Annotated in this window: 10 protein-coding genes; 4 read left to right on the top strand and 6 right to left on the bottom strand. The window is 61.7% G+C overall.

Features of this window, described 5'->3' with window-relative positions:
* Nucleotides 1-8 precede the first annotated feature (8 nt).
* From EOD42_RS20425 to EOD42_RS20410, 4 genes are all read left to right on the top strand, one after another.
* On the top strand, nucleotides 9-992 hold the full coding sequence (locus tag EOD42_RS20425) for a hypothetical protein (RefSeq protein ID WP_127789440.1): 984 nt from the start codon (nucleotides 9-11) through the stop codon (nucleotides 990-992).
* Between the two features lie 72 nt (nucleotides 993-1064).
* On the top strand, nucleotides 1065-2687 hold the full coding sequence (locus EOD42_RS20420) for a DUF262 domain-containing protein (protein ID WP_164868040.1): 1623 nt from the start codon (nucleotides 1065-1067) through the stop codon (nucleotides 2685-2687).
* Nucleotides 2688-2818: 131 nt separating this feature from the next.
* A complete protein-coding gene (locus tag EOD42_RS26675) occupies nucleotides 2819-3226 on the top strand; it encodes a thermonuclease family protein (protein ID WP_127789438.1) in 408 nt (135 codons plus the stop codon).
* A 716-nt stretch (nucleotides 3227-3942) separates the two neighbouring features.
* On the top strand, nucleotides 3943-4164 hold the full coding sequence (locus tag EOD42_RS20410; RefSeq protein WP_127789437.1) for a hypothetical protein: 222 nt from the start codon (nucleotides 3943-3945) through the stop codon (nucleotides 4162-4164).
* 1323 nt (nucleotides 4165-5487) lie between these two features.
* Here EOD42_RS20410 and EOD42_RS20400 read toward each other — a convergent pair.
* From EOD42_RS20400 to EOD42_RS20375, 6 genes are all read right to left on the bottom strand, one after another.
* On the bottom strand, nucleotides 5488-6144 hold the full coding sequence (locus EOD42_RS20400; RefSeq protein ID WP_127789436.1) for a recombinase family protein: 657 nt from the start codon (nucleotides 6142-6144) through the stop codon (nucleotides 5488-5490).
* An 894-nt stretch (nucleotides 6145-7038) separates the two neighbouring features.
* Complete coding sequence (locus EOD42_RS20395; RefSeq protein WP_127789435.1) at nucleotides 7039-7602, bottom strand: ribonuclease H family protein; 564 nt, start codon at nucleotides 7600-7602, stop codon at nucleotides 7039-7041.
* A 104-nt stretch (nucleotides 7603-7706) separates the two neighbouring features.
* Nucleotides 7707-8684, bottom strand: a complete 978-nt coding sequence (locus tag EOD42_RS20390; protein ID WP_127789434.1) for a hypothetical protein — start codon at nucleotides 8682-8684, stop codon at nucleotides 7707-7709.
* 919 nt (nucleotides 8685-9603) lie between these two features.
* Entirely contained in the window at nucleotides 9604-11121 is a 1518-nt protein-coding gene (locus tag EOD42_RS20385) for a DUF6538 domain-containing protein (RefSeq protein WP_127789433.1), read from the bottom strand.
* A gap of 162 nt (nucleotides 11122-11283) precedes the next feature.
* Nucleotides 11284-12357 carry a tyrosine-type recombinase/integrase gene (locus tag EOD42_RS20380; RefSeq protein WP_127789432.1) on the bottom strand — a complete coding sequence of 358 codons (1074 nt, stop codon included), beginning with the start codon at nucleotides 12355-12357 and terminating at the stop codon, nucleotides 11284-11286.
* A gap of 171 nt (nucleotides 12358-12528) precedes the next feature.
* Nucleotides 12529-12717 carry a hypothetical protein gene (locus EOD42_RS20375; protein WP_127789431.1) on the bottom strand — a complete coding sequence of 63 codons (189 nt, stop codon included), beginning with the start codon at nucleotides 12715-12717 and terminating at the stop codon, nucleotides 12529-12531.
* Between the last annotated feature and the right edge of the window lie 64 nt (nucleotides 12718-12781).

Genomic DNA, 12781 nt, shown 5'->3' with positions numbered 1-12781 from the left:
TTGAACTAATGCTGCTGCCCGAAAGTCGCATTATTCTTGAAATATCTAGCCTCTCTCGCTTAAGGCAGAGCGCGTGGATCACCAACTCCCCGCCTAGTAGGGCGACAACGTGGGGCATCTTGACTGGAATGGTAAAATTTCAATCAAAAGGAACAACAAGCGACGCCACCACCCTTATTTTCGACGCCAATGGGCCTTATCAAGGCGAAGAACAATCTGACGGTTCCATTAGAATTAATCCGATAGCTGGCTTGGCCACGATAATGCAGCCATTCAAATTGATCGTCGAAGATCAACAAACTGATGGCGGTTTCATATTGTGGATGGCACGATTTTTAGGAAGAGATGAGATAATCAAGGCTTATAGGGCCGGACGATTCGTCTTTCACCACGCTGGAGGAAAAGGCCAAATAGTAAAATCGGCAGAGGCTATTTCGGCTGGCGTCTGGGCACGGCCCGGTCAACCGATCTCGCTGGCTAAACATCGTAGTGCGGCGGTCCTGGACAGTGACGCTGACCACGAGGGGCACGCACCGAACGCAAACATTGCCACGGCCGCCGAAAGCCATGTTGCCTTCGTCCACGTCCTCCGAGGACGAACGATTGAGAACTACATCCCCGAAAGTTATTTCAGGAAGCGGCTCGCAGCCGATGGGCTCTCCTCTTTTTCCGATGCATTCTTTAGAATGCTGCACGATCAGCAACTTTTTTTCCCGATCAAGACCGGGTTTCGAGCCAAAGTCAAAAATGGCCCGCGTCCAACACATTCTGAGTTTGTGAGTGACCCTGAGCGACCACGGCTTCTGCGGGATCTTTACGGGTCTGTCGCACCAGTTGATTGGGGCGCCCTGGTCGGCGGTCTTGGGGAGCGCCTCGCAACAGTCTACACTGAAACACGTTACCGGTGCGAACCCAGCGACGCACCCCGACTTCCTCAGGACGTTAGCCGGGAGATCAATACGTTGCTTACAAATATACTGCGGCATCTGTAGCGCATGGTGACTCCTCGCGGCCAGGCGCCTGCGGCTAGTGCGCGGCCTGATATCATTTCGCTCGATATCCTGTTGAAGGACGTTGACGAAGGTCGGGTCCAAATTCCGCGTTTCCAGCGTCCATACGTATGGACGCCGCAGATGATGCGAGAGCTCTTCGAGAGCGTTCTCAGTGGATACCCAATCGGCTCCCTGCTCTTCTGGGAGCCGAAGGACACTGATGTCCGGCTGATGCCAAAAATTGGTCCGCTGCCAGCACCGAAGCGGGGCCACAGCGTATCCCTCGTACTCGATGGCCATCAACGTCTAGCCACGTTGTATGGTGTGCTTCGATTAGAAAGCGCCGATCCGAGGAGCGCGACGCCGGCAGAGCAGCACTGGTGGCTAGGATACGATCTTATTGCTCAGGAGACGCGGCAAATGCGGTTTCCTGACGATTTCGAAAACCCGACAATACTCCCTTTTCGTATCGTCTTGAAGACGTCCGAATTCATCCGTTTTGCCCGCTTGGTGGACGCGAGCAACCTTTCCTCGCCAGAGAAGGTGCTTTTGCTTGACCGCGCTGATGGTGTCCAACGTGCCATTCGCGATTACCGGATCGCTCTTACGATCATGCGCGACGGCAGCGTCGACGATGCTGTAGGCATCTTTTCGCGTATCAATCGCAGCGGTCGCGCTATGACGGCCGACCAAATGGCAGTTGCACTGACATATCATGAAGACTTCAATCTCGAAGAGGCGTTAGACCGCATCTTGGGCGATCTTGAGCCATACGGCTTCGGCGATGTGAGCCGAACTATCGTATTGCAGAGCTTGCTTCATGCGGCAGGACGGAACTTCGTCAAGCCAAACTTTGACAACCTACGAGAGCGAGTCACACGCGAAAAACTAAAAGAATCCGTCGAATCAGTGTCGCGCTCACTTCAACAGGCCTGCGTATTTCTCAATGAATCAATCGGCTTCAGTACTGGCCGCCTTCTCCCTTATGCACTTCAACTCCTTCTGCTCGGGATATTTTTCCGGCAAAACAATCACACACCTCAGAATTTGCCGGATGATATAGATAAGAATCTGAGAAGATGGTTTTGGGCAACATCATTTGAAGGTTGGTTTGCGTCAGCGAATTCGTCAGAAGTCGAGGGTGCAGTAGCTAATATGGAAATGTATGCCCGATCTGAAGGTCACGGCCCTTCAACCGCCTCTTTTGAGGCGTTCTTTATTGACCGGCCACTCCGACCATTTCCTAAAACCTTTGATCGCCGATCCGCCCGCATTCGCGCAATGCTCCTTGTGCAAATGGCTCGCACGCCCCTGGTCGATCCCATCACGGATGATGCGATTAATGGCTCCGAGCTGATGTCGGACCCGGATCGCCGTGACCTACCCTACGTGTTCCGTCCTGCGGGAACGCGCTCTGCTCGCAGCCCGGCTAACCGGATTCTTCTTCCAAGAACGCACGGCAGTGCTGTTCGCGACCTCCTTGCGGGCCGTGCCGGTAACAAGGCAGCGCTGCTGTCACATGGGATAGATGATGCTGCTCTCGCCGCCCTTCGCTCCCGAGACGTCGATGCATTTGTAGCCGCACGAGAGGCGGCACTGATGGACCATGAGAACACATTTCTACAGCAGTTTGCCCTCACAATGGGAGACAGTACTCTTCGCTCTGAGGACGAAATCGATATTGATGAGAACTAGTGGATTGCAGTGCAATCCACGATTTTTCTGAAGTTCAGATCTGGCTTTCGTATACTAGATTGTATCGGCATCAGGAGGTTCGCCTATAATATGCGTAGATCGCTGCCCCCCCCAACCGCTGATGCAACGGTATGAGCGCACGCTCCAACCGCGCTGTATGCTGCTGCAACAGTATTAAGGGCCTTGATTACCCGGGCTCCCCCCCCTTGGTCACCCCGGCCGCAGCGGAGCGTGTCACGGTAGTGGATGGCGACACATTACGCATGGGTTCGGAACGGGTGCGGGTGATGGGCCTGGATGCCCCGGAGATGCACGGCCAGTGCCAACGGGAAGAGGCGTTAGCGCGTCGTGCAAAGGCCCGTCTAGGCCAGCTTGTGGCCGGTGGGGTCCGGCTATCAGCCCATGGACGGGACCGCTACGGGCGCTTTCTCGCGCCGGTGACGGACAGGCAGGGGCGCGACGTGGCCCATGTGCTGATCCGGGAGGGCCTGGCACGGGCCTATGACGGGAGCGGGCTGCGCGGCGGGTGGTGTCATTAATGAAGCTTCCTAGTAGCAAAGCGGAGAAATTCTTCCGTGAAGAAGTTGACCCGGCAGTCCGAAGCTTTCTTGCTGACTACAGCTGCGTATGGAAAGGCCGCTGTGCTTCGATGCTTCTCGTTCATACAGCGGAGTATGTTTGGCACCACCACTTAAATGGACAGCGACCTAGCGTATTCGATCCAAATACCAGCAGCTATCGCGAGGCTATCTCGGTTGCGGAGTATCTAGGCCATCTGAGCAGGGTCGAGACCAATTTTCAATTTCTCAGAGAGATAAGCAACGCCAGCAAGCACGCAGTGCTCCAGCGAGGAAGCCCAAGGTTTGTGGCGAGGCACGATCAAGTGGGACGCGTAGGAAACTGAATGGGGGATCGACTACCTATGACGGTCGGGAAACCATTTGTCGGAATTGCAATAATGCAGGAAAAGTCATTGGCCGTGGATGATGGGCCACATATCAGAACTCATCCGCTGCCCTTGCATGCATCCATCATGCCAGTTCATGCTATGTGGTGCGGATACTTTAATATTGAGGCAGACCCCATAGTTCTTGGGGCGTCTGGTTGAATTGGCGGAAGTCAGTCCTGCGGGTGTAGGTGCCTGCCCACGGGAACCGCAGCGGCACCCTTGCGGCGGCCCGGAGCGACCTGTGTGGGGCTGTTGCTGGCACCATAGCGTCAGCAATACCTGGTGAAGGCATTAGTGAGGTTGAGCATGACTAACGACAATGAACCGCCATTGCCCGCTATTGCGATGATCTCCATGTCCGCGATCACAGAGGTGCCGCGCACAGCAGATGGGGCACCGATCACAAAGGACGCTGTCATTGCCTCGCTCCGGTCACGTCTAAAGCGCGAGGGCGCAGAAGCCTTTCTCGATTACATAGTGAACACCTGGGAGATCGACGGGATCGAGTATGGTACGCCGGTCACTTAGGTCCCTGCCGCCACGCCTCGCTTAGCCGCCGCGCTCGCTTCGGCTTACACGCCGCCACCAGTTCCTCAACACTCACCTTCCGGTCCGCCGCTAGCCGCCTTAAGTGCATCCACGCCGTGGCCACGGGCGGCCCCGCATAGCTCTCATATCGAGGGTCGGTGTAGGCTAGCGTGACGATGCGCCAAAGGCCCTGCACCCAGCAACGGGTGCGAGGGTCCGTGACGGTCAGCCCTGCGGGTGCAGCCGACTGCACCTTCGGCGACTTGTCGGGGGCCTTGCTCACACCGGAGCAACCATCGCTTTCACCCTGACGCGCGGCTTCTTGACAGCGGAGGCCGCCAGGAGTTCCGCCCAGGACAGCCCATGGCGCCCCGCTAGTTCGCTAAGGGTGTCTCCCGGGTGCTGGAGCTCAGCCTCTCTAGCGAACAGGGGATAGCTAGCCGCGAGGGCCAGCAACTCGACCGCGCTTCGCACCTGGCGCCGCGTCCGCACGCTGATAGGGGAACCATTCACCACTCCGTTCACTGCGCTTCCCCGGACCGCCGAGGCCCCCAGGAAACCGTGAGGGCCAGCCCGAAGGCGAACAGCTCGATATCGTTAGGCTCCCGGAGGAAGGACCAGCGAGGGTCATGTGGCGACCGACGGCGCAGATACAGGTCAACACGACCGGCCCTAAGGGTAATCGCACCGAGCGTGATGGCGAGCTCCAGGCCGGGGAAGTAAGGGACCGTTGGGGGATTGTTCGGCAAAGACATGTGGCACCTTTCAGGGGGACGTTATGTTTCCCGAAAGGAGGACTACACGGCGATTTGAACGCTTCGAAACCCTGAAAATACAAGCAAAATCAGTCCTATAATCGGGACTATTCCGTTATCGAAAGCACGCTTGATTTCCAGTGATTTGCGGCTCGACCGAGGACAGACGGTTCCTATATCGGGACCATCGTTGCTGCGATGCGGGGCCTAAAGCGAAAACAATATGCCATCAGGAAAACATCGGGCGGCGCTCACCCCCCCCAAGAACGCCAGCAACAGCCACGCAAAGGCCCCCCATGCGGCCAGCCCGGCGGTGGTCTCCAGCGGCTTCAAGAGGAAGCCCCCGACCAAGGCCGCCACGACCGACGCGAGGAGCCAGCAAGGCAGCAGCACGGGCAGGAGAAGCCCTCGCAACGGGCGCGGCAGGGGCGCCAGAAGGGTGGCCATAGCCTCCCGGCTGGTGGGTCCGGATGCCCGGGTGAGAGTGCCTTGGTGACGGTCCTGACAGGCCACAACGGCACCATGCCAGTACGGCCCGCAGGAGTCCGCTGGGGGCGATTAGTGGCCATCAGGCGGCTACCCTACCACCCCGCTTACGGGCGCCTCCAGTGGACTCCTGGCGGGCCGTGGATGGGGCTTCGCTGCCCGCCTCTGCGGTTCCCTCACGGGCCTCGCGCAGGATGCGGAACACCGACGCTACACCGATGCTTAGGCGGCGGGCGATCTCAGCCCCGGCCACCCCCTGCCCATGCAGCCGCAGCACCTCCACGCCCTTTGCACGGGCCGTGGGCGCCCTGCCACGATACTTCCCCTCATCCTTCGCCTTCGCGATCCCCTCGCGCTGGCGTTCCAGCATCAGTTCCCGTTCAAACTCGGCAACGGCCCCGAGAACGGTCAGCATCAGCTTGCCGGTGGCGCCGCGCGTATCGAGGGGCTGGCCGCCCATGGACAACACCAGCAGCGACACGCCCCGCCCCTGTAGCTCGTCCACAATGGCGAGAAGGTTGGCCGTGCTGCGGGCCAGGCGGTCAGGCTTGGCGACCACCAGCGTGTCACCGGAGCGGACGAACCGCAGGGCTTCCGATAGCTGGGGGCGTTCGGCGGCCAGGGATGAGATGCGTTCCGCGAAGATGCGCTCGCACCCGGCCGTGGTCAGGTCGCGCTGCTGGGCCTCAAGCCCGGCTTCCTGATCGGCGGTGGATGTCCTGGCGTATCCGATGAGCATGGGGGTTCCCGATCACAAGGGTGGATGCCCGATCATGATCTGATCAAAAACCAAATGGCAACGTGTGTGATCCACATGGCAGCCATGCAGGAACCGGATCACAAGACCAAGCCCTAGTGATCTTGTTGGCAGGCGTGCGGGCAGGAGCGGTTAGGCCGCCCGGAATACACCCCCCCATGGTAGGGCGGCATCATCGCCTTAAGTTCCCGGCCCGCATCACCGAACCGAAGGCAGCGGGAGGGTGCAGTCGGCTGCACCGACACCCACTCAGCGCCATTGCCCCGAGCGGCCCAACGGCGCGGTGGCAGCGGGGGGGGGAACCCGACACCCTACCGGGACTGCACCACTATGGCCTGCCTGCCCCGGGTCGCATTATCTGGAGGTGCCACGCTAACCCGCCCGGGCATGCTCGCGATCAAAGCTAACCCGCCCGCACCCGCGCCCGATCAAGGCTAACGCGGGGGCGCGAGGCCACCCCCACGGGGGGAAAGTGGGATCGGCCGTCCCGGGGGTGCCCTCTCAGATTTTTTCGCCAAAATCTCGGAGGCATGCGGTGTTCCAGCTAGGCAGGGCGCGGGCAGGCGGAAGGGGGTCAAAGACCGTTTCCAGTTACGGGTAGCGACGGCCTCTGGGTTCCTCAAGACACTTCGTCACTCGGTCCCCTGCCACCCACTCCTCCTAAAAGCCCTCGTTAGGAAGCCTTGAGGAGTTGCTAGGCGCAGCGCTCCAACCGTCGTTCTCTAGAGTAGAGGAACCTATTCCTCCTTGGCTTGACCCTGCACGGCATTGCCCAGCTGGTCCCACACCTCACGAGGCACCCGTGTGGGGAGACCGCGACGACTTGGGTAGGGGTCGTGGCGGGGCGCAGGCGCTCCCGTTCAAAGATGGAACCGCTCAAAACTCCACCTCATCCTGAAGGAGGTAAGATCGCTGGCGCCTGATGGCATCCGCTCGCCGCACCCCCTTGAACACCAGGCGGGACACTCGCTCACCCATCGGATCATGCTCGCCGCGAGGAGCGTGGCACCACGTCACAATGTGCTGGTCGATGGCGAACGAAAGGCGCTGCCACAGGTCGCGATTGAGGACCGCTTTGCCTTTGGCGTTCCGCCACCGGCATGCCTTCCACTTACGCAGCCACAGCCGAGCACCAGTGGAGACGTATTCGCTGTCGCTATGGACCGTGACATCGCTCAGTTGCGAGAGTGCTTCCAGCGCACGGATTGCGGCGTAGAGCTCCATCCGGTTGTTCGTGGTCTGAATATGATGGCCTGAAAGCTCGGTGACATCGCCATCGGGATCGCGGGTCACAGCGGCCCACGCACCGCAACCGGGATTGGGCTGGCATGCGCCACCAATCCAAACAGAGATGGGTCCGGCGGGCGTGACGAGGGATGATGACGGCGGGGCATTATCCGGCATCGGCGGCTTGGCCGCATCGGGAGAACTGAGGGTCATGGGGTTGTCCTTATGGGCATGCCAAAGGGGCCACCGTCCGCTGATGGGAGGGCGACCTAGAGGCGGCCTGGAGGGTGTCGTTTTGAGAGTTTGTGGCGCTGACCTTAGGCCGCCGCTGCGAATGCGGGCGGGAGGTCTGCGGTGATGGTGGGGGAGACGTTTGCGAACGTCAGGAAGGCAGTATCTATGGCGTCCTGCGCGGCATCGACGGCCCAGCACGGCACCATCAGGCTGTCGTGGATAGGCAGGGCGAGGGCTTTATGGTCCCGCCATAGGAGACGCATGGCGGTGGTCATGGCCTCCGCCTCAATGCCGCAAAGGTAGTGGCAAAGGGCCACCTCAGGGGGGACATGGGGTAGGAAGCTAGGAGACACCACCAGTGCGGGAGAACGAAGGAACGGGTAGCGGAGGCGTACCGCTGCGCTGACGATATGGATGGGCGGCCAACACTCCGCCTTTGCACGCGCGGCAGTGGCCGCACTCCACCGCTGTTTTGCCTGCCCGACACCTAGGGTCTCTGTGATGAATGCCTTCACGGCCATCCGAGGGATGCCGGTAACGGCGTAGGGGTCGCCATCAGGCAACGGGATGCCGAGAAGCCCATGCATGATGGATAGCTGAGAGGCGCGAACATCCACCTCCGCCACCGCCTCGCCATTGATGGCTATCCGGGCGAGCCGCTGAGCCTTCGGCATCTGCTGATAGGACACACCGCCGGGGGCATGCACGTAGTACCGTCCGTGCCCCGCCTCGCAGCCGTAGAGGATGCGGTGGAAGGTGGGGGGCGGGCAGCCGGTGATAGTGGACTGCGCGACCCTGGATTGAAGCTCACGAACCGAAGCGCGGGCGGCTTCCAGCGTGTCGGCAGATAGCAGGGTGAAGGGTTCCTCTCGCCAGGTCCGATTGTTCCCGTCGCGCCATCCGACCGGCTTGCATTCGATGTCCGACCGGGCGGCCGTAGCGGGGGCGCTTACGGGTTCGGAGGAGCGGAATGCATCGCCTGAGAGGAGGGTGGCAGGGGTGAGGCCATGACGGACGGCGAGCCGGATTAGTTGCAGCGTGGGCCACCACCGCGACACCATGCCAGACCAAGCGCCGTTCCTCCGCTGGGCACGAATGCCAGGCGCGAGGTGGAGAAGGTTGGCCGCCACGAGGGCCTGGAATGCCGCACGGGCAGTACGCGCACCCACGGGGAGCAAGGTGAATGCAGAGGCACTGAGCGAGTGCGAGACGGGCCATGGAGGGTTTCGGCTCCATGCCTCAAGGGCGGAGCCCACAATGGCAGCGAGAGCAACGCGGAACGCTTCAGCATCCAAGGCACCGCGTGCTCGTCCGCGCTCCTCGGACGCAAGCGCAAGACGCTCCACATCTAAGGTGAATGCTCTGGCGGCCTGGCTGTGCGGGGCAAGTCGCCAATGGATACCCCGGCTGGCCTCCAGGGTGGCGGACGAAAGCGCCGGTTCGGGTATGGCAAAGCCCGAAGGGTCAGGATCACGTGTTGGTACCGGCGGGCCGGTAGGAAACCGTTTCCAGTTATGGGTATCGGTGGTCTCTGGGTTCACATAGAGGCTCGTTTAGGCAGGGCTTCCCCCACCCATCTCCTCAGGAATGATTGGATAAGGGGGATAAGTGCAGTGAACTGCACCTGTTCTGAAGGGCGACATCACAGAGGTTCTTTAGGGAAGGGCCACCCTGATCGGGCAACCACTTCAGCGAAGCCGAGCACTGCGGTTCGGGCCTTCAGTAGGGGGTCCTAATCGACATCGGCCATCCCAGAGGGTTCAGCCTTCTCCGCTACCGCAACTCCAACGCACTCTGCTGCGCCTCCCTCCCAGGTCCCGCCTCGCACCCCTGGAAGGGTGCGAGATAGGGTCGGAGATGGACAGGAACGACAAGCGCGAGGTGCAGGAGGCTTCACACGCACATCTCCCTTAGGGATGAATGAAGGGGATAAGTGCAGTGAGCTGCATCTGAGGTGCGGTGTCTGTTCGATGGCGCAACTTATTTGGGAGGGAGCGGCGAAGGCACCCTCGCGAGGTCCTTAAGCACCTCGTCAGGCATTCCCCTAAACCCCCTGCCATAGCCCGCCCCGGCGTTCCTCGGGTTGTGCCTTCCGGTGATGGCGTCCTGCACCTCTGGCAGGGCTCGGACCTTGCGGAGTTCGTCCTCCATCCGGTGCCGCCACGAATGGTTCGGCGCCTTCGCCGCATCTGTGATGCCAACCGTCTTGCGTATCCACCGGCCGATGTCGGTTGCTGCCTTCGCGGCCAGCGTTCCGCGCTTCACCTGGAGGGAGGGGAACAGTGGGCCGTTCGGGTCGCTTGGAAGTCCAGCGACGTAGCTGAGGAAGCCCTCGGAGAGCACCGCCGGATGCAGGGGTAACATGCGCTGAAAGGTCGCATTCTTCCCTTCGCGGTCCTTTGTGGGTCGGATGTCCAGGATGGCCACGCCAGCCTCCTGCTTCACGTGCCCGCGCTTCATTTCCACGAGCTCGCTAATCCGCGCTCCCGTGAAGGCCATGAGCCACGGCGTCCACCGCAGCAACGGGTTCGTCTCTACCCGCGAGGCCGCAAGGATACGCCTCGCCTCCTCATCCGAGTATCCCTGGCGGGATGCCTCGCCGCGCTTCACCTGGGCCGGGGCAAGGCCCTTGAATGGGTTGTCTGTCAGGATGCGGTTCTTGACTGCCCAAGCGGACACTGCGCCCGCCGCCAAGATGTCGTCACTCAGGGTTTTGACAGAGGTACCCTCGGCCAATCGAGCCTGCTTGAACGTCACTACGTCCTGCGGGCTAACTCGCCGCACGTCATCGAAGCCCAGAACACGGACGATGGTACGGGATACCGCGCCGTATTTCTTTTGGGTGGCCGCAGCAGGACGCCTTTCCGCTGCCCATAGAGCTAGCAGCGCTGCCCATGTGAGCGTCGGGGTTGTCGGCTCCGCAGGCGGGGTGGAGCGTAATGCCGGGAAGGTGATGAGATTGGGATCAGGCGAGTAGTCACCGCCCGCTCGTTCGGCCAGTTTGCGGGCCGCCCGGTGCTTCACCGAATTCAGGACCCTGGAGAATGTCCGGATTGTCTCTCGGTCTGGGGATACGCCCCGCCCTCGCAGATACGAGGCGGCCTCATCCATGTCGGGCTGGCGATAGAGGTAGGACCGCGATCCGTCATCCTCCTCGTCTAGGTTGTCGCTCAGGATATCCTGCCAGCGCTCCCAGCCCTCCACGTCGCCGGGGTCATCTTCCCAGGCGCCCATGAACTCCCGATACCATTCCCCAGCATAGGCCATCAGTTCTTTCTGAGTGAGGCGGCGGGGCGTTCCGATTGCCGACAGCGCGACACGATGCATCGCCTCGATCCGGGTCACAGCAGCAGGCGCGAGCCGCTTTGCCTCGTCAGGGTCCTTGGTCCCGAGGTTCTCGATCCACTCGCGCTTCCCAACGACGCCGCGGAGCGCCGCAGGTACGGCTTTGCGCACATGATAGATGCCGGTGCGGGGATGTTTGGTCGGGCGGATCATGCTCAGGGCCACGCTGTAGCACCTCTTTGTAGCACAAGAGACGCGGCAAGTACCTGATTTTGCGGAAAACCCTGCTCGATCAATGAGATCGGATGGTGCTGCCAGAGAGGATTGAACTCTCGACCTCTCCCTTACCAAGGGCGCGGACAATCGGCCGCAACGTCAAGCATTCTGCGCCTTTCGCCTCTGGCGCTTCGCAGACTGCACGGATTTTGCACGGCCGTCCAGCCACGCTGTGGCTTCCTCCCGGTAGGCGTCCGGCATCCGCTTGGCATACCGCTCCACCATCTTCACCGAGCCCCAGCCGCCCTCATCCCGCAGCCGCTGAAGATCCTTGTGGATGCAGTAATGCCACGTCGCCCAGGTGTGGCGGCAATCGTGCGGCGTGATCTCTGGCGACAGCCCTGCCCGCTTCCGCGCGCCGGCCCATCCGCTCTTGATCTGGCCGCCCCCTTCCCTATCGTTGTCCCTGTAGCTGTCGATCTTGCGACCGGCCCGCGCCGGCGGCCTGAACACCGGCCCCTTGCGCAGCGGGAGCGCGGAGAGCGCGGCCAGCACGGCGGGGGGCAATTCCACATCGCGCTCGTCCTGCTGCTTCTGCCATACAGTCGCCCTTCCCCCTCGCAGGTCCACCTTGCTCCAATCCAGTTCCAGAGCCTCGGACAGCCGAACCCCGGTGCCGATCAGGAACACCAGCAGCGGCCGCAGGTGCGGTGCGGCGGCCTGGACCAGGGCCGTGGCTTCGGCCGGGCGTAGGTAGGGCGTGACCTGCTTGGGCACCTCGGGCGCCTTGAACGCCGGGCGCGCGCACCAGCCCATGATGGCGGCATGCTCAAGGATGGCCCGCAGCGGGACCAGCACGTTGCGGAGCTTCGTTGCCGGCGCTGCCTCGGTGCCCTTCTTCAGGCACGCACGATAGGCGGCGGGCAGCGTCTCCTGGGTGATCTTGCCGAGCTGGATCGTCCCGTAGTGATCCAGCAGCTTGGATATGAGAGCCTTGTCGGCGGGGCGGCGCTCGCGTTCTTCCAGGTAGGAAGCAACGGCGTGCGCGAACCCGACTACGGCCTTGGCGCCATAGACACTACGGTCCCAGAGTTCCGCTTCCCGTTTCGACCGGTAGGCTTCGGCTTTTTCGGGGTCAGAAGTGCCCGTGCTTTCGAAAACGCTCTGTCCTCGGACAGTGCCACGGACATAGAGGGTGGCGGTGCCGGCCCGCGCGACGACCTTAAGGGGCATTCCAGGCTCTCCACCAGCCGTGCAAAATCGGCCTCTGAGGCCACGATACGGCGCCCAGCACGCCTATGGGTAGGTCCGCCCGCATAGTGCGGGTGGTCCTTGAGGTGGCCCAGGAGCCATGTGCGGCCACAATGCAGCCGGGCCAGCATGTCGGCCAGCGTCAGCAGCGCATCACCCATCGGCGCCTCCTTCGATCTTCTGCATCAGCCTCCACACGGCGCGGCACATCCAGCGTCCGTCTGGAAGCTGGACGATGGGGTGGCTGCCGTCGGGGCCGTGCGGGTCTGGCTCGTCCTCGCCGCGCTCCCGCTCCCGCACGACATGCGCGCTGCGCTCGGCGGCGGCGTTACTCTGGGTCATGGGCGACTCCGATCTCACGCACGGGCACGCCTGCCGTTCGGGCCTGGCGCACCATGTCCGCGGT

The organism is Rhodovarius crocodyli, from assembly GCF_004005855.1.
GTDB classification, from domain to species: Bacteria; Pseudomonadota; Alphaproteobacteria; order Acetobacterales; family Acetobacteraceae; genus Rhodovarius; species Rhodovarius crocodyli.
Note: the sequence above shows the minus strand (reverse complement) of the source record. Positions and strands in the feature narration are given on the sequence as shown.